The 22,738-nt window shown below is 36.1% G+C and carries 19 protein-coding genes and 2 pseudogenes; 7 read left to right on the forward strand and 14 right to left on the reverse strand.

What is annotated here, in order from left to right:
- Positions 1-46: 46 nt before the first annotated feature.
- The 3 genes from ACN6MT_RS00625 to ACN6MT_RS00635 form a co-directional block, all read right to left on the reverse strand.
- The gene (locus ACN6MT_RS00625) at positions 47-247 is read right to left on the reverse strand and encodes a hypothetical protein (RefSeq protein ID WP_419954394.1); all 201 of its coding nucleotides are present in this window, start codon (positions 245-247) and stop codon (positions 47-49) included.
- A 77-nt stretch (positions 248-324) separates the two neighbouring features.
- Complete coding sequence (locus ACN6MT_RS00630; RefSeq protein WP_419954395.1) at positions 325-1,188, reverse strand: amidohydrolase family protein; 864 nt, start codon at positions 1,186-1,188, stop codon at positions 325-327.
- 289 nt (positions 1,189-1,477) lie between these two features.
- The gene (locus ACN6MT_RS00635; protein ID WP_419954396.1) at positions 1,478-1,780 is read right to left on the reverse strand and encodes a hypothetical protein; all 303 of its coding nucleotides are present in this window, start codon (positions 1,778-1,780) and stop codon (positions 1,478-1,480) included.
- A 142-nt stretch (positions 1,781-1,922) separates the two neighbouring features.
- Here ACN6MT_RS00635 and ACN6MT_RS00640 point away from each other — a divergent pair, with 142 nt between their 5' ends.
- Positions 1,923-2,321, forward strand: coding sequence for a (deoxy)nucleoside triphosphate pyrophosphohydrolase (locus ACN6MT_RS00640; protein WP_419954397.1), 399 nt, complete (start codon positions 1,923-1,925; stop codon positions 2,319-2,321).
- An 18-nt stretch (positions 2,322-2,339) separates the two neighbouring features.
- Here the strand turns inward: ACN6MT_RS00640 and ACN6MT_RS00645 are convergent, their stop codons facing one another.
- The 5 genes from ACN6MT_RS00645 to ACN6MT_RS00665 form a co-directional block, all read right to left on the reverse strand.
- The gene (locus ACN6MT_RS00645) at positions 2,340-5,153 is read right to left on the reverse strand and encodes a DEAD/DEAH box helicase (RefSeq protein WP_419954398.1); all 2,814 of its coding nucleotides are present in this window, start codon (positions 5,151-5,153) and stop codon (positions 2,340-2,342) included.
- Positions 5,154-5,352: 199 nt separating this feature from the next.
- A complete protein-coding gene (locus ACN6MT_RS00650) occupies positions 5,353-6,588 on the reverse strand; it encodes a TerD family protein (protein ID WP_419954399.1) in 1,236 nt (411 codons plus the stop codon).
- 146 nt (positions 6,589-6,734) lie between these two features.
- Positions 6,735-7,409: a uracil-DNA glycosylase gene (locus ACN6MT_RS00655; RefSeq protein ID WP_419954400.1), complete on the reverse strand. Its 675-nt coding sequence runs from the start codon at positions 7,407-7,409 to the stop codon at positions 6,735-6,737.
- Between the two features lie 126 nt (positions 7,410-7,535).
- A complete protein-coding gene (locus ACN6MT_RS00660) occupies positions 7,536-8,309 on the reverse strand; it encodes an SDR family NAD(P)-dependent oxidoreductase (RefSeq protein ID WP_419954401.1) in 774 nt (257 codons plus the stop codon).
- A gap of 58 nt (positions 8,310-8,367) precedes the next feature.
- Positions 8,368-9,111, reverse strand: a complete 744-nt coding sequence (locus ACN6MT_RS00665; RefSeq protein WP_419954402.1) for an SDR family NAD(P)-dependent oxidoreductase — start codon at positions 9,109-9,111, stop codon at positions 8,368-8,370.
- Between the two features lie 194 nt (positions 9,112-9,305).
- On the opposite strand from ACN6MT_RS00665, the pseudogene ACN6MT_RS00670 reads away from it, so the two are divergent.
- Positions 9,306-9,925, forward strand: a pseudogene (locus tag ACN6MT_RS00670) (GyrI-like domain-containing protein); the annotation flags it as partial.
- Positions 9,926-10,053: 128 nt separating this feature from the next.
- On the opposite strand, the gene ACN6MT_RS00675 reads toward ACN6MT_RS00670, so the two are convergent.
- Together ACN6MT_RS00675 and ACN6MT_RS00680 are read right to left on the reverse strand one after the other, a co-directional pair.
- Complete coding sequence (locus ACN6MT_RS00675) at positions 10,054-10,941, reverse strand: AraC family transcriptional regulator (RefSeq protein ID WP_419954403.1); 888 nt, start codon at positions 10,939-10,941, stop codon at positions 10,054-10,056.
- Between the two features lie 828 nt (positions 10,942-11,769).
- On the reverse strand, positions 11,770-12,375 hold the full coding sequence (locus ACN6MT_RS00680; RefSeq protein WP_419954404.1) for a lysozyme inhibitor LprI family protein: 606 nt from the start codon (positions 12,373-12,375) through the stop codon (positions 11,770-11,772).
- 344 nt (positions 12,376-12,719) lie between these two features.
- On the opposite strand from ACN6MT_RS00680, the gene ACN6MT_RS00685 reads away from it, so the two are divergent.
- Positions 12,720-13,058 carry a DsrE family protein gene (locus ACN6MT_RS00685; RefSeq protein ID WP_419954405.1) on the forward strand — a complete coding sequence of 113 codons (339 nt, stop codon included), beginning with the start codon at positions 12,720-12,722 and terminating at the stop codon, positions 13,056-13,058.
- Between the two features lie 249 nt (positions 13,059-13,307).
- Here ACN6MT_RS00685 and ACN6MT_RS00690 read toward each other — a convergent pair.
- From ACN6MT_RS00690 to ACN6MT_RS00700, 3 genes and pseudogenes are all read right to left on the reverse strand, one after another.
- A pseudogene (locus ACN6MT_RS00690) lies at positions 13,308-13,463 on the reverse strand (amidohydrolase); the annotation flags it as partial.
- Positions 13,464-13,760: 297 nt separating this feature from the next.
- Positions 13,761-14,930 carry an IS256 family transposase gene (locus tag ACN6MT_RS00695; RefSeq protein ID WP_419888493.1) on the reverse strand — a complete coding sequence of 390 codons (1,170 nt, stop codon included), beginning with the start codon at positions 14,928-14,930 and terminating at the stop codon, positions 13,761-13,763.
- A 294-nt stretch (positions 14,931-15,224) separates the two neighbouring features.
- Positions 15,225-16,115: a LysR family transcriptional regulator gene (locus ACN6MT_RS00700; protein WP_419954406.1), complete on the reverse strand. Its 891-nt coding sequence runs from the start codon at positions 16,113-16,115 to the stop codon at positions 15,225-15,227.
- Between the two features lie 113 nt (positions 16,116-16,228).
- On the opposite strand from ACN6MT_RS00700, the gene ACN6MT_RS00705 reads away from it, so the two are divergent.
- Together ACN6MT_RS00705 and ACN6MT_RS00710 are read left to right on the forward strand one after the other, a co-directional pair.
- Positions 16,229-17,419: a coenzyme F420-0:L-glutamate ligase gene (locus ACN6MT_RS00705; protein ID WP_419954407.1), complete on the forward strand. Its 1,191-nt coding sequence runs from the start codon at positions 16,229-16,231 to the stop codon at positions 17,417-17,419.
- A gap of 145 nt (positions 17,420-17,564) precedes the next feature.
- Entirely contained in the window at positions 17,565-18,761 is a 1,197-nt protein-coding gene (locus ACN6MT_RS00710) for a DUF4085 family protein (protein WP_419954408.1), read from the forward strand.
- Positions 18,762-18,855: 94 nt separating this feature from the next.
- Here ACN6MT_RS00710 and ACN6MT_RS00715 read toward each other — a convergent pair whose 3' ends face one another.
- A complete protein-coding gene (locus ACN6MT_RS00715; protein WP_419954409.1) occupies positions 18,856-19,971 on the reverse strand; it encodes a M20 metallopeptidase family protein in 1,116 nt (371 codons plus the stop codon).
- Positions 19,972-20,275: 304 nt separating this feature from the next.
- On the opposite strand from ACN6MT_RS00715, the gene ACN6MT_RS00720 reads away from it, so the two are divergent.
- Positions 20,276-20,839, forward strand: a complete 564-nt coding sequence (locus tag ACN6MT_RS00720) for a hypothetical protein (protein ID WP_419954410.1) — start codon at positions 20,276-20,278, stop codon at positions 20,837-20,839.
- A 94-nt stretch (positions 20,840-20,933) separates the two neighbouring features.
- A complete protein-coding gene (locus ACN6MT_RS00725; protein ID WP_419954411.1) occupies positions 20,934-22,520 on the forward strand; it encodes an acetolactate synthase large subunit in 1,587 nt (528 codons plus the stop codon).
- Positions 22,521-22,738 lie beyond the last annotated feature (218 nt).

A 22,738-nucleotide genomic window follows, 5' to 3' on the forward strand; every position in this document is an offset into this window, starting at 1 on the left:
AATTTTCACTTGCAGTAAAGGAGCACTTCTTAAAATAGAGTGGAGTTTACTCTTTTTCGGTAATAAACCATCCTTCAGGTTTTTTCTCTATATGAAAAACGTCTTCATCGAATTTTTTTCTTAGTTCTTTATATTCCTCATTTTCAATTTTAACCTGTGCTACTCTAATTTGCTTCAATGTTATTTCTGGTTTCTTCATTTCAAAAACCAGATCGTTTAGAATAAAAAAGGTCTTTTGACGTTTCATACTCTCCACTTCCTTCCTTTTACATCTCTTCTAATGGATGGCTTTTCATTTTGAGAAGTTGAGATTGAGTTTTGAGTTTAATCAATCAATCCTATAAAGTTTTTTCCAAAGATATATTCCTTTTGATTATCAGAAATTTGAAGTGATTCAATCCAAGCTTTTTTTGAAGAATAATCAAAATCATCATTAAATTTTTTCATTCCATATGGGCCGTCGCAGCCAAACAAAACTTTTCGATATCCTAAAGATTCCACTGCCTTCATTACAATTGATGCATTTAGATAATCACTTGATGTATCGACAAATACATTGGGTTTATCCTTAATATAATCCCATAGTTTTTTCCAAAATGGGAGACCAGCATGAGCATAAATTAATTTAAGATTAGGGTACTTTTCAGGTAAATATTTATATGAGTCTCGTTCTGATGATAAATGAATAATCATAGGTATGCCCTTTGATTCACACATAGCGGCAACGGTATCAAGTGCCTTAATACTATATTCATGCATGAACGGATGAGCTTTCACCCCAATAAAACCCGGTTTAGTAAGATATGACTCTACTTCTTCCAATGATTGAGGAATCATCGGGTTTATTGCTGCCCATCCTAGAAACCGGTCTGGAAATCTATTAATGGCAGCGGCAACAATATCATTCCTCGGCATGGTAAAAATCTTATATGAGTGGCCATAAAGCTTGAAAAAGCCATCCTTCGCTAGCCCATCATAAATTCCGAGCCCAATTTGAGGTGCATGAAGTATTAGAAAACGAAAAAACCTTTGTAAATTTTCTTGATAAGTACTTTCTACTTCAAACATCGTTTCGTTCATGGGAGCAATGATCGCTGTTTTCGTTACATCATTTTCATCCATACCCTCTACCATTTTTCCTAGAGTCAACATTGTTTCATCCACATGAAAATGGCAATCAACAATCATACGTCCATCTCCTTGAAAATGCTATTCTTTTTTCTGTTATCAAACAACTTAGCTGTATCTAGCATTGCTTATTATCTTGTTACATACATATTCTGTTCCGGTCTGAAATATCCTTCATTTGAGCACAGGACTAAACTGCCCTTTAATACCAATCATTGTAGGAAGTAAAAAGTGACGAAAAAAATAAAGAACCCTAAAAAAGATTAGAGTTCTAAGTGGTGCGATTTTGTTTAGGATAAGTTTGTATTTCCTCTAAATCCCTTTCTAGTAAAAATCACACTTAGGCTAATTACAATTGAATTGTATTATTAACTGCTTGGATAGTGCTTATTTCCTTTGATAATGCGTTCCTCATTTTCTCTCCACATTTCTCACTACAAATAGGAAAAATACCATCGATTCCTTGTTTATCTGCTTCAGAGTCTTTACCAGGGACTAACATTGGTACACTTGTGTTCCTTGACTCAAGATGTATATGTACAATTCTTCCTGATGAATTCGTAATCTTCTTTCCTTCAACAAACTTTACGTTTTGCCCATAAATTGGTTTTCCGCTCTTAAACTTTTTCATACACCATGAACATTTCAGCATTTAATCACCCTTATTTATCTTTGTAATAATAGGAATTTTATCATTGAAAACTAAATTGTTAAAACACTTTATGCTTTTACAAACAGGGACTGTTTGAAAAATGATATTATTATGATTATAACTAAAATATAAGGAGACTATCATGAAAAAACTTGTAAAAGTAGTAGCTGCTGTTATTGAAAATGAAAATAACGAAATATTATGCGCGTTAAGATCTCCAGAAATGTCAATTCCTAATATGTGGGAGTTTCCAGGTGGAAAAGTGGAAGCAAATGAGGATTTTTATTCAGCACTGAAGAGAGAAATAGATGAAGAATTGGATTGTAAGATTGAAACAACCAAAGAAATTTTCAACGACAACACGCATGAATATGAAACATTTATCATTAATTTAATTTCAATTAAATGCAAAGTTGTTGAAGGTACGCCAACACCGAGTGAACATTCTAAGTTAATCTGGTTAAAGAGAGAAAATCTAGATTCACTTAAGTGGGCTCCCGCGGATATTCCCGCTGTTGAGCAGTTAATTCAAGAAAAATAGTCTTCTCGAATGAGAAGACTAAACCTTTTCTGTAAACTCTGTATATAGGTTTGCCGGTACCTCATTTTCTAATTCCATTCTTACCGTAATTGGTTTGTCACCTTCGAAATAAATAGAATTCCCTTTTCCAATATAGATATAGGGTTCCGTCTTCCCATCAATCTCTCTATACTTACGAATAAACAAGTGAAGATTGATACCACGTTGTTTATTGAAAATAATATTTTTCCCTCTTTCGGACTGCTGAGTGGTATTATTCACTGATTGCCATTGGAACTCATGAGGACTAATAAATTTATCTTTATAGTTAATACTTTCTTTTACATCCTCTTCTTTGTGTAGGTCAATAAATAGAAAATACTCATTCCCATTTGCTAACAATCCTGATCCTCTAAAGGAACTGTGGATTTTACGATAGTTAGACAATAAAGCTGCATCCACCATTTGATATTGCTCATAAAGTTTAAATTGTGGAACCCCGTAATATTCAGCTTTAAATTCCTTTTCATATCGGAAGATTCCATAGGTAATAATATCTTCGATAAACTTCCTGTAATCTTCATTTTCCAATAGCTTTTTAAAAAGTGGAGATTTAGTAAGTTTTCCATTGCTATAATGAATTAATTTCGGCTTGTTCTTTATTTGGACACTATCATAGTAGTTTTGATTCAAGCACTCAAAGGCATGTAGAATGCTATCATCATCAACTTCAGTTATCATCTTTTTGATTTGTCTCTTTGCAATTTCAAGATCTATTTCATCATGCTCTAATAAATATCGAATGATAACAAACTCATAAATTCGCTTAAGTGGAAGCTTGCTTGACAATTCTTTTAAAGTCCCCTCAAATGCCTCATTTTGTAAAAGTTCCTTTAAATAATCATCCTTCTCCACTTTGGACACAAATTGTATATATGTTTTTTCCCGATCAATGAATTTAACAGGATCCGGTGCTCCATCATATTTCAGATAATCCAATAGCATCAATGGTATACGACCCTGATTAAGTTTCTTAAATTCAAAGTACTCTTCCTTGAGGTACTTCATTGAATTGAAGTTTTCTCTATCAATCTGAGTCAATATTCTCTCCTGAGTTATTTTATCCATTTGAATATGGGTACACCCAGGTATATTAGCGAATCCTGTTGCAACTGCTACCTTCAAGCTTTCTTTATCATAATAACGGCTTCCGTTTAATGCCAATGCAATTAGGAAAGTTTTGTTATGGTTCCCAATGAAATCGAGTACTGTTAAGAAAGTCTTTTCTCCATGTTTCCGTAGCCCTCTTCCCAGCTGCTGAATAAAAACAATGGGAGAATTAGTTGGCCTTAACATTAGTACAGTATTTACAGATGGAATATCCACACCTTCATTAAAGATATCCACTGTAAAAATGAATTCTAATTCGTCATGGTCACTTTCTAATTGATTAATAAATCGTTCTCTTGTTTCGGGTGAGTCTCCACCATGTAAACAAACACTCTGATAACCTCTTTTATTAAATTCACTAGCCATATACTGTGCATGCTCAATACTGGCGCAAAAACCTAGTCCCTTTCTTTTTTCACCGTCATGACCATAGAAGTCCATTTTCTCAATAATAAAATCGACTCTTTCATTAACTTTTAACCTTTTTGTGATTTCAGCGATATCGTCGATGTTCACATCACTCAAATCTATACCTTCAATATCCGTTATTCCAAAGTAGTGAAAAGGAATAACTAGCTCGTCCTCAAGCGCCTCATGCAAGCGGACCTCTATTGCTACATTATTATCAAAAAGGTCAAAAACATTATATCCATCACTGCGCTCTGGTGTTGCAGTCATTCCTAATGTAAATTCAGGCTTAAAGTAATCTAATACAGTTTGATAGCTTGGGCTAGTCGCGTGATGTGCTTCATCAATGATTAGATATTCAAATTCATCCCTTTTAAACTCATGGTAACATTTAGACATGGTTTGAATGGTAGCAAATACATAATCAACATTTTTCTGTTTATGGTTACCAGTGAGCAGACCAAAGGATAGCCCTTCATTTGGTATTAGCAACTCAAATGCTTCCTTTGCTTTTTTCAAAATCTCTTCTCTATGAACAATAAAAAGAAGTTTCTTGGGTTTAAAGCTTTTTACATCAAATGCCGACATATAAGTTTTACCTGTACCAGTCGCTGCAATGACAAGAGCCTTTTTCTCACCAAAGTTTCTCAGTCTCTCTAAATTCTCCGTAGCTCTTCTTTGCATTCTATTTGGGACAATATATTTTTTATTCTCATAAATTAAGTTCCTTGATTGTTTGGTATCCTTAAAGCTCTTTAGAAACTCTTCATATCTATTAATAAAATCTTGATCGGCAACCTCACTCATATTCCAAAGATATTCGTACTCCTTTAAAACATCCTGTATAAATCGACCATTCTCTTTCGTGATGATTTCAACATTCCATTCAATATTACTCTTCAATGCACTCTGAGTAATATTTGAAGAACCAATAATAACTTTATAGCTATCTTTATATTCAAATATGTATGCCTTGGTGTGGAAACCAATCTCTTTATCCGTAACAAAAACCTTCAAATCCACATTTTTAAACTCTCTTATCTTTTCCAATGCCTTAGCATCGGTAAAATTAAGATAAGTTGAAGTAATGATTTTACCTTTAACACCCTTTTCTTCGGCTTCCTTTAAAGGGTCAAGTAAAAGCTGTAGGCCGCTAAAGTTAATAAAAGCCACACTAAAATAAAACCTTTCACACTCGTTCATGGACCTCACTAATTCTCTTAATAAATTCCCTTTATCGGAATTCACTATCAACTTCTTTTCGACCGTATCCATTGAAATTCCCCTGACTATATTGTTAATACCATAATGTTATTATTTGGATATATAAAAATTGTACAATATATGGGAATAAATAAAAAGATCTTCTATTCAATGAAGAATAGGAGATCCTATCTTTTTGAGCCTATGAAACGTTGTCATATTGATATGAGGTTTTTATTATCCCATTAGTAACATACACTATTAATAGGTTTTACTTGTAATCATTTTTCGGTCCTTTATCCATTACAACTTCTACCATATTGGATGAACCCATCCTAAGTTTAGGTCTATTCTCTGAGTTCGGTGAACTATAAAGCTCCAACGGGCTAATCATTACTCCTTCTGGGGTATTATGAAGAATTCCGGGTACGCAAGTATAAATTCTATCATTGTTATTTGCATTTTTTGCAGATATGGTAACGGAGGTTCCATTATTATTATCTATACTCATTGACACCTTGTATCTATAGAATGAGCCTGTCCCATTTGACTGAGCAGAATAAACCACAGGAACAACTGCGAGAATATCATTATTTAACCTTAATTTAATAACTTCTGTCTTAGTTGGTCCGCTATTTCTCCTAACATCCCCCATATGTTCTACTGCTCCGTTGCCAAAACTTCTGAGTGGAGGTGTTCCTTTTGCCCCAAACATAGCAACATCAATCTGCTTACCATTCTTTGTATAGACTAAAGCATATATGTCATAATCTGTCCCAGTCTTCCAGGATACCGTAGCCGTAATTTCTGGTGTCTTTTCAATCATCACTGGTCTTTGACCTTTTTCAAGACTTACCTTACCCTTCACCTTTTCAAGGCTGATCAGTGACATCGTGTTATTATTAGGAACAGGTTGAGGCGTATCAGGTTTTTTTACGGTTTGTTTTTGAATCGTTTTAGGTTCAGAAGGCTTGCTTTGCACATCAGCTTCAACCTCAACACCGTAATTTCTACATAACCCTTCTAGCCCAGATTTAAACCCGCGCCAAATTGATTTTGCCTTTAGCTGGCCATTCCTTAAATATAATTCTAATACTACGATTCCATTTTCATTTGTGAAACTAGATGGGGTTAACTGGAAAATCGTATTATCGGTACATACCTCTGCCTTTAGATTCTTTACATTTGAAAATCCCGTACTATTATCCTCTGTAAGAGTTATCGCTATTTTCGTAATACCTGTAGGGACTTTACTCATATCAAAATTAATTTTATGTACTTTTGTATTACCAACTATCTCAGTTGGTATAAGGGTAGCTACACCAGAAGCACTCTCTGGTTGATTATAAAAGATAATCCCACTATCTCCTTGTACCTTGTCTGAATCAGTTAAAAGAAAAGCTGTTAAAGAAATATCGATTGAATTAGAAATCTCGTAACTGACAGTAACATTACCTTTCGGTGAACTTAAAGCTGTATTTGCTCCCATCTGGAGAAATTGATTCATTTAAAAACCACTCCATTCCTCTATCTATTTATCAAACCTCAGTTATTTACAATAGGGTGACCGTATCATAATTTCCAATGAATTAGATTTCTATGTGTCGACTTAAAGGTGATACTTATAATGAGGCGCAGTACCATTACCTTTACCTAGAGATTATTTATTTGCCAATCAATCTCATTGCTCCCAATTTCCCGCAAATACATATTAGCCTTAGAAAATGGCCTGCTGCCAAAGAATCCATTATGGGCAGAAAGCGGGCTCGGGTGAGGCGATTTAATGATAAAGTGATGGGGTGAAGTAATTAATTGTTGTTTCTGCTGAGCAAAATTACCCCAAAGGATGAATATGACAGGCTCCTCCCTTTGATTCAATATCTCTATGACTCTATTTGTGAATATCTCCCAACCAAGACCCTTATGTGAGTTTGCATTTCCTGCCTGTACAGTCAGCACTGCATTTAGCATCAATACTCCCTGTTTGGCCCACTCCACTAGATACCCATGATTAGGAATCGAGCAGCCCACATCTTCTTGAAGTTCCTTATAGATATTGCGTAGAGATGGCGGAATTTTTATTCCCGGTTTAACGGAGAAACTTAATCCATGAGCTTGTCCAGGGCCATGATAGGGATCCTGACCGATAATCACTACTTTCGTATCTTGATAGGAAGTGTAGTGGAGCGCGTTAAAAATATCATGTTGATCTGGATAAATTACTTTTGTTTGATATTCCTCTAGTAGTTTTTGCCTTAACTGTTGATAATACGGTTTCTCAAATTCCTCCTCCAATAAAGGTGCCCAATCATTTTTTAAAATTGCCATTCTCATTCACTCACTTTTCTAGATTGTAGAATAATTTTAATTATAGTTTAAAAAGTAAGTTATAAACACTTTGCCCATAAAAAATACGAACAGTGCCAGGCACTGTTCGCTTAGTTTTTCGTTTATTTACACGTTGTATAATGCACCATCAACAGTAAATGAAGATGAGCTTACATATGAAGCTTCGTCAGAAAGTAAAAACGCAATTACGTTAGCTACTTCTTCAGGTTCACCGTAGCGTTTCATTGGTACTGCATCGTTATAAGCTTCTTTTGCAGCTTCTGCTGCACCTGGCGCAACGTTTGCTTCAATTTTACGCATCATTTGTGTATTAATTACACCTGGGTTTACTGTGTTCACACGAACGTTAAATGCTGCTGCTTCTAAAGCCGCCACTTTATTAATGCCCATTACAGCGTGTTTAGATGAGTTGTATAATACCATGCTTGGTGAACCAATTAAACCAGCTATTGATGAAGTGTTGACAATTGATCCAGATTTTTGTTCTTTCATGATCGGTAATACGTATTTAAGGCCAAAAAGTACGCCTTTTACGTTAATTCCATAAACAAAATCAAAATCTTTTTCTGTAATTTCTTCAATTGATTTAGCTGGACCCTCAACACCTGCATTATTAACAAAGCCATCAATGCGACCAAATTTAGAAATTGTTTGAGTTACATAATTTTTAACACTTTCTTCATTCGAAACATCTGCTTTTACTGCTAAGCTATTTTCTTCTGTTAAACCAAGCTCAGTTTGAACGGCTTTGATTGCATCTTCGTTTAAATCAACTAATACGACTTTCGCCTGTGCGTTAGCTAATTTTCGTACGACTTCTTTCCCGATACCGCCTGCTGCACCTGTTACGATTACTACTTTACCATCAAATTTTTCCATTTTGGTATTCTCCCCTTTTAACTATAAATTAGTAGATTTCTATAATAGAGTCTTTATGTTATTTAGCCGTATATCCACCATCAACATGAATCGTTGTACCTGTTACAAAGTCATTTTCAGCTAAGAAAACAACTGCATGAGCAATTTCTTCCGGATTTCCTAAGCGGCCAATTGGGTGCTTTGCGACTAATCCATCATAAAAATCTCCCAACGCCTCTTTGTTCACTAGACCTGATTCGATAAATCCAGGTGCAACCGCATTTACACGAATGTTACGATCCGCATATTCTAACGCTAATGATTTCGTCATTAGGTTAACAGCACCCTTACTTGCAGCGTATGGAAGTGCATTCGGTTCTCCAACCGTTCCTAAGATAGAAGAAGTGTTAATAATTGAACCTCCACCGGTTTTTAACATTTCTCGAATGGCATACTTTGCACCATAGAAGACTCCTTCTTGGTTAATCGCAATAATTCTTTTATATTCTTCTGCTGTCATTTCATGGGATGGCTTTTGTATCCCAATTCCAGCATTGTTATAGATGATATCTAATTGACCGAAATGATCAACAGTTTTAGCTACTAGATTTTCAACATCTTTTTCATCAGCAACATTTACCTTCACAAACAATACATTTTCATATGTTTCTTTTAATTCTTTTTCTACTGTTTGTCCTGCTTTCTCGTTATAATCAGCGATCACAACCTTGGCACCTTTTTCTAAAAACGCCTTCACAGTAGCAAGTCCAATACCAGAAGCGCCACCTGTGACAATTGCTACTTTACCTTGTAAATTTGTCATGTTAATACCTCCAATGTTTTAAAATTTATATTTAAAAAGTTTGAACTTTTTGTGAACAACTTTATATTAATACTTAATTAAAATAGTTTCAATTAAAAAGTCTCGAATTAAGGATATTTTTCAAAATGTTAAACTAAAAGATTAAAAAGGAAAACAAATGAAGCAATATAGTAAAAGATAGGAAAAACTGGAAAAATTCTTTTACTAAAGCTTTTCAAAATTTACATGGTGTAACACTATCAGAGGGATGAAACAATGGGCAGCCATTCAAAGCCCATCCACTAATGATCTTTCACTTATCCATTATAGGAGGAAATGAAATGAATTACCGAAGCCGAACAAAAAGAGGCATTTAACTTAGTTGGGATTATGAAAAGAGTCCCCATTATTTTTGAGGGAGAAAATCCAGAAATTACAGCAATGTGGAAATCCTTGACGATGAAAAAAATAGATCAATTAAAAGTACTCTCTAACGTTGAACCTGAAGGAATGATTCAAGCAGCTACAAACTTTTCTGAAGGACTCATGGAGGAAAAAGGAGGGCTTGATCAGTATATCGGAGTGGCAACTACAACACGATTGCCCTGATAACTTTTCAAGCCTTAAAGTTCCTGCCTTAACATGGGCGATATTTGAATCAACAGGACTATTTTCTAGTACGCTATAGGAAACGTGGGGAAGGATTTATTCTTAGTGGTTTCCATCTTCCAATTATCAAGTGACTGAAGGACCCGAAATCTTATCGATTAAAACCAAAGATTTACCCTCACCATCTGTGAAAACTGAAATTTGGATTCCATTTTTGAAAAAATAATGTTATTTTAACTCACTGAGCTGCTTTGGCAGCTCTTTTTTTACTCTTAATAGATGGTGATGATTGTGAATGTATTCGCTTACCCTTTACTTATGGTACAGTTCTCCGTGAAGTATCTAAATGAGGTTTTATACCTCAGACGTATGATTAAGTTTTACTTTTTCCTTTAATGGCATCCAAATTTCGCTATATACATTTTCATAAGTACCATCATGCTTTGTAAAAGAGATGCCAGGCAGATCAGCTATTTCATAACCTGAAGATGGCAGCCATTCAGAATAAATTTTTGCAGTCGTTTCTTGAAGTGTAGCAGGGAATGGGCCTTGATTAGGGAAGATTGCCCATAAACTATCTTCGATCGAAAGTTGTTCTAAATCAGCGAATGGATTTTCTTTTGTCGTTGCAAAACCGATCATATGTGTTAAGTAACCTTTTTCCTCCAAATATCCATCATCAAAATTAAAAGATACATTCAAGACTTGATGTGGATATAAATCAGCCAATTGATGCATTTCATTTCTTTGTTGTTCGGTAATGGACTGAGCCAGTTCTAAAATTGCATTATTGACACCTTCGAATTGTATCGGCACCCTTTTTGATACACCAATGATATTAAATTTCTCTTTCTTTTCAATTTTGAATTCCATGGAAATTCCTCCCCTAATATCTATAAAGAATGAAAATTTGGGAAATGATTTTTGAATTTTATTTTTCGTTACTTCTGAAGGTAAGAAGCCGCACCATTCACGAAAGGCTCTAGAAAATCCTTCGACTGATTGATAGCCATATTTATAGGCAATATCTGTCACTTTTGCACCGTTTATTAATTCAACATTCGCTTTGGATAATCTTCTGTTTTTGATATACTCATTCAATGTCATTCCAGCCATATACGAAAACATTCTTTTAAAATGATAATCAGAAAGCCCAACAATTTTCGAAATTTCTTTTCCAGAAATCTCCTCCGTTAAATGCTCTTCGATGTATTCCATTAAATCGTTAAACTCTTGTAACATTTCATTTCCCTCCTCTTCAAATAAATCATATCGCTATTATTAATTTTTCACTCGATATTTTTTATACGGATTTTATCGGATTAGAAAGAAAAACAGCTTAGAAATATTCTAAGCTGCTTTGGCGTTCATTTCGATATTGATAGGACTACGGACACGACCTTGCCTTTATAGCTCTTCCTTGTCTGAAGGTGAAATGGCTTCGGACAAGGCGCTCCTTTTTCAGCTTTACCTTGTCCGAAGTTCTCACGACATCAGACACTGCCTTACTTTTTTGGCTCTACCATGTCCGAAGTTCTCACGACTTCAGACACGGCCTTGCCTTTTTGGCTCTTCCTTGTCTGAAGGTGGCACTACTTCGGACACGCTCTTGCTTTTTTGGTCTTACCTTGTCCGAAGGTGACACGGCTTCGGACAAGGCGCTCCTTTTTTAGCTTTACCTTGTCCGAAGTTCTCACGGTTTCGGACAAGGCGCTCCTTTTTTAGCTTTACCTTGTCCGAAGTTCTCACGACTTCAGACACGGCCTTGCCTTTTTGGCTCTTCCTTGTCTGTAGGTGGCACTACTTCGGACACGCTCTTGCTTTTTTGGTCTTACCTTGTCCGAAGTTCTCACGGCTTCGGACAAGGCGCTCCTTTTTTAGCTTTACCTTGTCCGAAGTTCTCACGACTTCAGACACAGCCTGGCTTTTTTGGCTCTACCATATCCGAAGTTCTCACGACTTCGGCCTCCCTAAAGGTCTTTCAATTGCAGCTTTTGCTCTTTTTGTAGCATTTTCAATCTCTACTTGTTTCTCATCTTCTCATGAAGAGCTTAATACTGTTCGCTAAAATCATTTCATATAAATTTCGACCAGCTCATAGCATCTTTCTTCTGTAAGATTTGCTAATACAGCCACATATTCTAAGTGTTCCTGCGTACCGCCTTTATTTTTTTGGGATGCCTCTAGTGCAGTATCATCTCTATGTTTTAGCCAATTCCGTTGTTCTGTTCTCAATTGGTCCATCTCTTCAGTAGAAAGGTGCTCGTTAAGGACTGCATAAACCTCATTCAACAAGGCATCCCACATTTCCCATCTATCGTTTTCCACTTTTTTTAATGCGAATGTTGATGAATCTGTTGCTGCCAATTCTTCAGTTGCTTGTTTAGTAGTATTTAATTTTTGGAGATACTCTACCTTTTTACTTTCCATCACTCCATTTTCACTAGTATCGATATTGGATGACTCTTTATCACTTGAATTTGCAGACGTATTAGAAGGAGTATCCTCTTGGTCATTTACCGGACTCTTGTCATCAATCTCTGGAGTGTTGTTTTCCACTGGATCTTCCTTTGTTGTACTAGCTGCAATGTCTTTATTTGTCGGGTTTCCACAAGCAGACAATATAACAAATGCTATGGTGAACAACACCATTAAAAGTATTTGTTTGTTTTTCATTGTAATCACCACCTTCAAAACTACTTTAACATAAATTTTTCCATTTACAGTCAAGATAAGATTGTGTACTTAATCATTAGTGAACTTTAATTGAGCTAAGAATTTATGAAACTTTTTAAAATACTTGCTTATGAGTTTATAGATAGTTTCAATGCTTAACCTTATTTTCATATTTCTCAAAAAGCTGGACTATTTAAATTTAAAAAAGAGGATTAATTCTAAGTGGAGGTTTAGAGCGTGTTTGGGCAATATTCATTTATGTGCTTCAATATTTAGTGGTACAATCTATTAAGCAAATAAATCCAGATAATTAAAAATATCAGTAACTTAAAGAGGTGAAGGAAATGAAAAACAAAGTAATTTTACTTGCTTCAGATCAACTTGGCAAAGGTGAAGCAGAACTAGGTGAAGGAATTTTAGAAACCTTCTTTACGATTCTTAAACAAAGGGAAGAACTGCCTGCAGCTGTTTTTTGCATGAACCGTGGCGTGTTTACCTTAACGGAAAAGTCGCTTGTTTCACTCCAATTAAAAGAACTTGAAGAAAAGGGCGTTGACGTCCTTGCTTGTAAAACATGTGTTGACTATTATGAGCTGAATGATAAGCTTACAGCGGGAAAAATCAGCGGAATGGCTCAATTTATTGAGCTAGCTTCAAAATATGAGGTCATTACATTAACTTGATTTGCTAGGATACTTTCATTTGCCGAAAAACCAAAAAGACTGCAGAGTAACCTCTTCTGTCAGTCTTTTATTTTTTACACAAGGAAACCGTATTTTTATGGAATCAAATTGCAAGGTTTGTTCCTTTTCTTCCTTGCCCTCTTTTTTGTATAGGTTTGATATTCCGTTATTTTTAATGGGATGATTTCCTCCTGTATTTGCATCGATACACCTTCGAGCTAATAGATATTAAAAAAGTGATTTCAAATCCTACTCCAACCCATAATAGCTGCATACAACTTGTCCAACTGATTTGGCTGCAACAAGAAGACACTCTTCATCAATATCAAATTTCGGATGATGATTGAAATAGGCTTTCTCAATTCCTTTTGGTTTACAGCTAATGAAAAAGAAACAACCAGGGATCAGTCTTGTCCTTAAAGTAACCAGCGAAAGTCAAATAAGCGGAGATTTTCCGGTTAAAGGCAAAATGGAGCTTATTTCGAGGTTAATAAGGGGAGGTTTTCCGATTATGCAAAGCAAAATCCCCCATTTCCACGTTTTTCGAGTCAATAGGCGGAATCTCTCAGTCAAGTCCTAGATTTTGTGTAAATTAATTTACTCATGATTACAATGTTTAATAGCTATTATGAATTTTGATGGTTTGGGAAGGGGGTACCCCCTTCCAAAACCATCAAAATTTCGCGCGCTTCGCTCCTACTCCTACTTTTTCCCTATCATAGATGGTTTCTTTGCTTGTTCATCGGCAATATCCATTAGTACAGCTCCTATTAATCGGAACGCTGATTGTGTATTTGGAAAGATCCGTATGACTTTTTCCCTTCTCCTAACTTCTTGATTCAATCGTTCCAAGGAATTAGTGCTACGTATATGATGATGATATTTAGTAGGTTCATTCAAATATTGAATGGCATCTTCGAAGCCTTCTTCTAATGTATTTATTGCGTTTTCTAGTTTTGGATTTTCCTCATATTTCTCCATAAACTCGTCCTTAAGTTTCCTAGCATCTTCAATTTTTACTACATTAAATATCCCTTTTAATGCCGCTTTTACCTCGTCCATATCTTTTTTTGGTAATTGATTAAAGATATTTCTTTTAAAATGTACAGTGCAGCGCTGCCAGGTTGTTCCCACAAACTCTGTGCCAATTGCCTTTTTTAAGCCCTTATGTGCATCTGATATGATTAATCTTGGTGATTGAAGACCACGTGATTGTAAGTGTTGAAAAAATCTTTGCCAAGCCTCATAGCTTTCAGAGTGGTCTACTTTCAACCCCAGGATTTCTCGCTCATTTTTTTCATTAATGGCAGTTGCGATATAAACAGCCTTAGATACCACTCGGTTATGTTCCCTCACTTTAATGTACATGGCATCTGCAAAGATGTAGGGATAATACATCGTATTAATTGGCCTATTAGCCCATTTATTTACAATCGGGTCAAGTTTCTCTGTTAGAGAGGAAACAAGTGATTTTGAAAAACTTTCCCCACATAACTGTTGTACAATATTCTTTACTTTTCGGGTAGATACACCATTCACTACCATTTCTAACATAGAAAGGACAAGTGCTTGGTCACATCGGGCATACCTTTCAAATACGGATGGAGAAAAATCCCCGTTACGTGTACGAGGTACCCTTAGGGTGATTCTTCCAATACTCATAATGAGATCTCTTTCATAATAACCATTCCGGTAGTCGCGTCGGTCAGTAGAACGCTCGTAAGCTCTAGCGTTTAAATGCTTATCTCTTTCATCTTCCATAACTGAATTTAGAACCAGGACAACAGACGCTTTAACAACTGCATCGATATCAGATTTCATAATACAATCTTTTAAATCCTCAATATTTAGGTTAAACTGAAACTGGGTCAAATTAATTCCTCCTCATTGTTTTCGTCGCTGATAACATTGTAGCCATGAGGAACTAATTTGACTCATTTTGTTTTTACACAATTATACGGACTTAATCGAATCTCTCTGTCTATTAGGACCATTTTTAATCCGTTTTACAATTTAAGCGAAATTTTTCCGTTTATCTTTCTAAATGAGTGCTTAACATGTTCCCCAGCCTTACGGAGAGGCATCTGGATAAAAAACATAAAACCTGTCTAATGTTCGAAACTACAAAACAGCACCTCTCCAGGTATTACGAGAAGGTGCTGTTTTTCATTCCATCCTTTTTTCTATGATTTCTACAAATTTTGTTGAAGATGGTGACTGTGGAACACTTTTTAAATAACATACACCTATATTTCTCTTTGGAATCTCTTCTATCAGTTGTACTTCATACAATAATCCTTTAGTTAAATACTCTTGTGAAAATTCTTTCGTCACACATGCAATTCCCAAATTTATTTTAGCAAATTCCAATAATAAATCATGTGAGCCTAGTTCAAATTCCGGCGACATCTTTATACCTCTAGATAATATATAATCCTCTACATACTGTCTTGAATTTGACTTTGGTTCAAGAAAGATTAGTGGCAGTTTTACTAATTCATGAAGCCTTAATGGTTTAGATACTATTTTCTTAAACTTCTCCCCGCAAACAAAAGTATCATGAATATCAATAAATGGTATTTGTTCTAATGAAGGATCATCGATCGGAAAGTTACAAATTGTAATATCAACCTCGCCTGATTTTAATAAAGCACAGATTTCTGATGTTGTACCATTTTTAATCTTAAATTTAATATTGGGATATTTATTATGAAAATCTTCTAAATAAGGAAGCAAAAAATATCTAGAAATCGTATCACCGACACCTATCTTTAATTCCCCTGCTGTTAAATTTTTAAATTCTAATATCTTTTCTTCTCCGGCATCAATTAAATTAATCGCTGAATTTACATGTTCAAATAGAAGACTACCCTCATTTGTTAAAGATACCCCTTTGGGTGTTCTAGTAAAAAGACGTGTATCTAATTCTCTTTCTAATTGCATAATCGCTTGACTAACTGCTGGTTGTGTCATATAAAGATCTTTTGCTGTCCTAGAAAAACTTCCACTCTTCCCCACCATACAAAATACTTTATATAAATCTAATTTACTTATCACATAATCACCTCTTATACCCATCATTAGAGATATTAATTTTACTTATATCATTAAACGAAGGTATATTACAAGTAGATATCATTTAACGTAAGTAGTTATAAGGAGCGATTATATTGGAAAGAGTAGTTGGAACTGTTGTAAGAGGTCTTCGCTGCCCAATCATAAATCAAGGGGACCAAATAGAAGAGATCGTTGTGGATAGTGTGTTAAAGTCTTCAGAAGTTGAAGGTTTTACCATTAACGATAAAGATATTGTTACGATAACCGAATCAATCGTTGCTCGTGCTCAAGGTAATTATGCGACGATCGATCATATTGCAAAAGATATTCATACAAAATTTGGTGAAGATACGATTGGAGTTATATTCCCTATTTTAAGTCGTAATCGTTTTGCAAACTGTCTCCGTGGTATTGCAAAGGGAGCTAAAAGAATCGTTTTAATGCTTAGCTATCCATCTGATGAAGTTGGTAATCACCTAGTGGATCTTGACATGCTTGATGAAAAGGGAGTTAATCCTTGGACAGATGTATTAACAGAAAAACAATTCCGTGATTATTTTGGATATAAGAAACATACCTTTACTGGCGTTGATTATATTGATTATTATAAATCGTTAGTTGAAGAATACGGTGTTGAATGTGATGTTATCTTCTCAAACAATCCAAAAACCATTTTGGATTACACAAAAAATGTTCTAACTTGTGATATCCATACACGATTTAGAACGAAGAGAATATTAAAAGCAAATGGTGGAGAAAAGATTTACAGCCTTGATAACATATTATCGGAGTCTGTTGATGGCAGCGGATGCAATGAAGCTTATGGTCTACTAGGATCAAATAAAGCAACAGAGGATAGTGTTAAACTTTTCCCTCGTGATTGCCAGCCTATCGTTGATAACATACAGCATATGCTTAAAGAAAAGACTGGAAAAAATGTTGAAGTGATGATTTACGGAGATGGAGCGTTTAAAGATCCTGTAGGTAAAATATGGGAACTAGCGGATCCAGTTGTATCACCAGCTTACACATCAGGTCTTGATGGCACACCGAATGAAGTAAAATTAAAATATCTCGCTGATAATAATTTTGCTAATCTAAAAGGTGAAGAACTTAAACAAGCGATTTCTCAATTTATTAATAATAAAGAATCTGACCTTGTAGGATCAATGGAATCACAAGGGACTACACCTAGAAAACTTACCGACCTAATCGGTTCTCTATCCGATTTAACTTCAGGAAGTGGAGATAAGGGTACACCTATTATCTTTATCCAAGGTTATTTCGATAATTACACAAAATAAGCTAGTCAAAAAAACTAGATGCCTCCATATAGGGCATCTAGTTTTTTTGTTAATCATTTTCCTTTCAATACAGGATGGAGTCCGTTCGGGGTAAAGGCAAAATTGTATAGTATACTATCTTTACCAAATACTTTGAGGTGCGGTTATGTGGAATTTAACAAAAGAAGCGAAAGAAAAATTTTCAAAGTGTCATCTTCTTCCCATTCATGAATCTGATGATGACTGGAAAATGGCACTAAGAGAAGCAAAAACGGAGCGGGAAGACCTTATTGCACGCTTGAAGGAAGAACTTAAAGAAGTGAAAGAGGAATTGTTACATGTCTTGCCAGGCCGTTTCATTCCCTACGTGGAAAATGGTACATTAAATCAACCGACATTACCAAAAAAAGTGAGGGAAGATTACTTGCAATGGGTACAGGAGACAGTCAAGGAATTTGAACAAATTTTAGATGCTGCCCATGAACAAACACTACATGCGATCGCCTATTTACCAATGGCCGTTCAGGATGTCTTTGCAGAAAGTCTGCATGACGCCATCATTGAGAGGATAGAACGTGAAGGGAATACGCTTCATCTTTACATCAATACAGACAGCGGATTTTCAACCAAATCCCATATTCATCTTATTTTTAATGACGTCATAATAGAAGAATCGGATGACCTACTGCAAGTTGGGCAATTGTTGATTTACTACGAACTGCAGAAAACGGACGAGGGATTTGCGTTTCGGGTGTTGTTTGATTGTCCCGAGGCGGAGTGGACAATTACCATGAAGGGGATGAATGCCCAATATTATTATCGTCCGATGATGTATACAAGATTAAGAGATGAAGAAAAGCTTGAAGAAACCTCACTTACAGAATACGTTTCCCTGTTAAATCCTGATTATCGCTATTCGTTGATTACACCTCATTTAAGAAGCAACATTAATGCATTTACAGATAATCTTATTTTAGATAAAGGAAAATTCGAATTGGGACAAAATGAGATTGTTGTTTCTGTTGAAAATCAACGTTTTATTTATGATTTAACAGAGTACAATCCAATTCAATTCATCTACACAGACGTCTATGAAGATCCGTATGCCCATTTTAATGAACCTGTCCCAACCGAACAAATCGAAGCAGCTGCCTTAGGGAATGATTTAGAATTACAAGTACGTGCATGGAATACAATGTATGCAAATCCGAAAGCACTAGCAGACATTATTAATCGGGTATTATGGAAAATCCAGATAACCGAAGAAAATCAAATGATGGTTAGTGTTTATGCCAGCCATTTTTATAAAAGTGAGATTTTGATAGAGGCGGTCCTAGAAAGGTATCGTAATTTAATTGATTAGCGGTACTTTTCTAGGATGGCTAGGTATGCAAGAACACAACGTTTTACGCTATTAAAAATGCGAACAGTGCCAGTCACGGTTCGCTTTACGGTTCCTATATTTCCGCAAGTCCTTTGAAAAGTTCCACTGCGGTTTCAATGATTTCATCTCGGAAGTCATACTCATAGGTATGAATATGCGGATAATTTTCACCGTTTCCGATGTAGCACATCGCACCTTTAGTGAACTTTGTATAGTGTCCGAAATCTTCAGAAGCACGGAAGGCTTCCTTCATTTCAACCAACTGGAATCCTTTTTCTTGGCTTACCATACGAATCTTGTCAGAACTTTCTTTGTGGTTAACCGTTTCTGGAAATTCATCGTTGAAAGAGAAACTTACTTTTAGTCCATACTTTTCAGCCTGCTCTCGTGCAAGGTCCTCAAGGTTTTTCTGAAGATTACCCAGTTCTGCTTCATACAGAGCACGGATGGTTAACAGAAGCTCACCTTTACTTGCTGCTAATCCGAATGCTCTTTCCCCTATGTTTACTTGAACAACCGTGCAGAGTACCAAACCTTCATTTCTGTTAGGAGAAATAAGCCCTGGAATCGCATCAATGATTTTTGCAATAGCAAATGAAGGATTAACTCCATTTTCAGGCTGACTCGCATGAGCGGGGGAACCTTCCATGGTGATGGTCATGCCCTTTGAGGCACAATGAGCGGTTCCGTCGATGACATTGATTGAATTAAAGGCCATTCCACTCATATTATGAAAGGCGAAAATTTCTTCAATGTTATGTTCCTTAATAAAAGTGGCACATTCAATCGCGCCATCTCCCGTTTCCTCCGCATGCTGGAAGACGAAAAAGATGTTTTTATCCGCACCCTTTTGGTCGACCTCCACTGCAAAGCCGGCTAAGCTTGCCGCATGTCCATCGTGCCCACATTTGTGGGAAATCCCTGGATTCATAGAAGCATGAGGAATGTTTATCACTTCGGGCATGGGAAGTGCGTCAAAATCCGCACGAAAAGCAATGTTCTTTTTATCTTCACCTGCTCGATAAATCGCATAAAACCAAAGGCCTCTATCTACGATTTCAAGCCTAGTATTCTTTTTAAGAAAATTAATTAAATACTGTTTAGTCCAGACTTCCTCATTCGAAAGTTCAGGATTCTGGTGTAATTCATGACGCAGTTGTTTAGCTAATTCTAGATTTTTTACATCCAACGTGCCTTTAACCCCTTTCTAGTCTATGAAAAAGTATCAATAATAAGCTTCCTTCTAATCTCACTTTACCTAAATTGTGCTTACAGCCCAAATTCTCTATGTTTCTATATACATTATATCACCTTGTAATTACTCGTCTTCCAAACTATTAACATTCTTTTTCATTCCTATAATCGGTTTTACCTTAACCGTTAATACGGCGGTTACCCCCTTTATTAATTCTACTTAGATAGTTTTTAGAATATCTTTATAGCAGTATTAAAACCGTAAATAACGGTACTTAAGACAAAAAGGGTGATTCCCCATGTTTTGGAAAAAGGATATAAAGGAAATCATCTTACCAGCAATCGCTGTAGTAAGAAATCAGAGAAGTTTCGCCTTTAAAGTGGTTGCTACTGCGTTACTGGCTTTAATCACGGCTATCTTGCAGGCTGCAGGCGGGATACTCCCAGGAATCGGAATGCTCATCAGCCCTTTTTCCACCGCCCCCATAATCTTAAGCTTGTTAATCTCACCATCCTATGGGGTCTTAAGCTATCTACTTACGATTTTCCTACTGCTGTTCATGCAACCTTCTGAACTGATTGTCTATCCATTTACGACGGGTGCTATGGCCATTGGAATCGGCTTTGGTTTTATCTTGTTTAACAGACGTTGGAAAGTTCTAACCTTCTCAAGTTTGTTTTTATGTATTGGGATATGCCTCTTACTCTATGTCGTTCAATTCCCTGTTTTAGGACCATTTTTATTAAATTTTAAAGTTTTGAATATCATCGTTATTTACTTATTTTCACTCCTATATTGTGGGTTATGGATTGAACTAGTCTTACGATTACTCCCTAAACTCATAAGACCAATCAAAAAATAATACCTAAAAACTATTTCTACAAGAAGTAGTTTTTTTGTTTTTTAAGTAAATAAAAGGGGAAAATAGGAAATATGCAGTTGGAAAGGAGCGTCTTATGAAAGCAACAGATTTACTCGTTCAATGCTTAGAAAATGAGGGTGTTGAGTATATTTTTGGCATTATGGGAAAGGAAACCCTTGATTTGATGGATTCATTGTCCAAATCAAAACAAATTCAGTTTGTGAATGTCCGTCATGAACAAGGCGCAGCCTTTATGGCCGATGTATACGGCAGATTAACCAACAAGGTTGGTGTTTGCTTAGCGACATTAGGCCCTGGAGCCACTAACCTTCTGACCGGGATAGCAAGTGCTAATTTGGACCATTCCCCTGTTGTAGCCATTGCAGGACAAGCAGGCTTTGAAAGGCAGCACCAAGAATCACACCAATATGTAGATCTTGTTAAAGTATTTGAACCAGCCACAAAGTGGTCTGTTCAAATGAAGGATGTACAAACCCTATCGGCCATCATTCGGAAGGCATTTAGAGTAGCACAAATGGAAAAACCGGGTGCCGTTTTTATTGAACTGCCAGAGAACCTGGCACCACAAATGACTTCAGCCCAGCCAATACCTATAACACCTATTCCAAAATCAACACCTGTTTCACAATCATTAGAGGAAGCTCGTACTCTACTCCATCAAAGCCAAAAACCACTTGTCATTGTAGGGAACGGGGTCATAAGGCAAAAAGCAGCGAAAGAACTCCGCACCTTTGTCGAGAAGCTTCAATCACCTGTGATCCATAGCTTTATGGTAAAAGGAATTTTACCTAAAGACCATCCACTTAATTATTTTACGTTCGGTTTTAACAAGAAAGATGCTGGATTGCCGATCATCGAGGAATCTGATTTATTGGTTGTGGTTGGATATGATTTTGTTGAAGCACTTCCAAAGGACTGGAATAAAAAAATGCTCCCTATTTTACATATCAATCCGCTGCCTGCAGAAATCGATGAATACTACCCGATTAAAGAGGAAATGGCCGGCGATTTAACGGAGACATTCAAGGCGCTTAATCAACTCGATATAACTCCTAAATCATGGGTTCCAACAGGGAATGTGAAGGAAAAGATTAAGGAGTCTTACCAAATAAATTTAGGTGAGCAAGGGAATCAATCATTAACAGTAGAGAATATCTTAACCGTTATTGAAAAACTTTCAACAGAACAGACCATTGTCCTTTCTGATGTAGGTGCCCACAAGGTATCCATTGCTCGTACCTATCAACCAAAACAAGCTGGCCGACTCATCATCTCCAATGGATTAGCCTCAATGGGAATTGCCCTGCCTGGCGCTATTGGGGCCAAATTAGCTTCTCCGGAAGCCCCGGTTATTTGTATCACGGGGGATGGAGGGGCATTAATGAATATCTCTGAAATCGAGACTGCCAAAAGATTAGGTCTCTCTTTTATCATCATCGTTCTCAACAATTCTGCCTTAAAACTAGAGGAACAAATGATGCAGGAAAAGTTTGGACATAGCTTTGGGACAGACTTTGGAAACCCTGACTATGTAAAGCTTGCTGAAAGCTTTGGAATAAAAGGAGCAAGACCTACTCTGCTGAATGAGTTTGAGCAAGTATTGAAGGATGCTTTAAATCAGACCGATGAGATTACACTGATTGAAATTCGCCATGAATAGACTTTTATTAGTATTCATGGCTGATTTTCATGTAGGTAGCGAATTCATAGGGGGAGAATTTCCGGTTAATGAATATGGAGGAAGTTTAAAAAGCAGATTAGGAGGAGATATTCCGATTAACTGCTCAAAATAAGACAAAATCCACAGAATTGAATAGTATAAACGGAAAAACTTCCTTTATTTTTAAGTTAATTGGGGTTTTTCCTAATTTAAGCGGA

It is taken from the genome of Neobacillus niacini, from assembly GCF_048572935.1.
In the GTDB taxonomy this organism is placed as follows: domain Bacteria; phylum Bacillota; class Bacilli; order Bacillales; family Cytobacillaceae; genus Neobacillus; species Neobacillus niacini.

Coding starts and splice junctions, on each gene's coding strand:
- ACN6MT_RS00710 (WP_419954408.1), top strand. CDS start 17,565: ATGTGGAATTTAACAAAAGAAGCGAAAGAAAAATTTTCAAAGTGTCAT.
- ACN6MT_RS00680 (WP_419954404.1), bottom strand. CDS start 12,375: ATGAAAAACAAACAAATACTTTTAATGGTGTTGTTCACCATAGCATTT.
- ACN6MT_RS00625 (WP_419954394.1), bottom strand. CDS start 247: ATGAAACGTCAAAAGACCTTTTTTATTCTAAACGATCTGGTTTTTGAA.
- ACN6MT_RS00640 (WP_419954397.1), top strand. CDS start 1,923: ATGAAAAAACTTGTAAAAGTAGTAGCTGCTGTTATTGAAAATGAAAAT.
- ACN6MT_RS00675 (WP_419954403.1), bottom strand. CDS start 10,941: ATGTTACAAGAGTTTAACGATTTAATGGAATACATCGAAGAGCATTTA.
- ACN6MT_RS00660 (WP_419954401.1), bottom strand. CDS start 8,309: ATGGAAAAATTTGATGGTAAAGTAGTAATCGTAACAGGTGCAGCAGGC.
- ACN6MT_RS00665 (WP_419954402.1), bottom strand. CDS start 9,111: ATGACAAATTTACAAGGTAAAGTAGCAATTGTCACAGGTGGCGCTTCT.
- ACN6MT_RS00630 (WP_419954395.1), bottom strand. CDS start 1,188: ATGATTGTTGATTGCCATTTTCATGTGGATGAAACAATGTTGACTCTA.
- ACN6MT_RS00685 (WP_419954405.1), top strand. CDS start 12,720: ATGAAAAACAAAGTAATTTTACTTGCTTCAGATCAACTTGGCAAAGGT.
- ACN6MT_RS00645 (WP_419954398.1), bottom strand. CDS start 5,153: ATGGATACGGTCGAAAAGAAGTTGATAGTGAATTCCGATAAAGGGAAT.
- ACN6MT_RS00655 (WP_419954400.1), bottom strand. CDS start 7,409: ATGGCAATTTTAAAAAATGATTGGGCACCTTTATTGGAGGAGGAATTT.
- ACN6MT_RS00725 (WP_419954411.1), top strand. CDS start 20,934: ATGAAAGCAACAGATTTACTCGTTCAATGCTTAGAAAATGAGGGTGTT.
- ACN6MT_RS00635 (WP_419954396.1), bottom strand. CDS start 1,780: ATGCTGAAATGTTCATGGTGTATGAAAAAGTTTAAGAGCGGAAAACCA.
- ACN6MT_RS00650 (WP_419954399.1), bottom strand. CDS start 6,588: ATGAATCAATTTCTCCAGATGGGAGCAAATACAGCTTTAAGTTCACCG.
- ACN6MT_RS00720 (WP_419954410.1), top strand. CDS start 20,276: ATGTTTTGGAAAAAGGATATAAAGGAAATCATCTTACCAGCAATCGCT.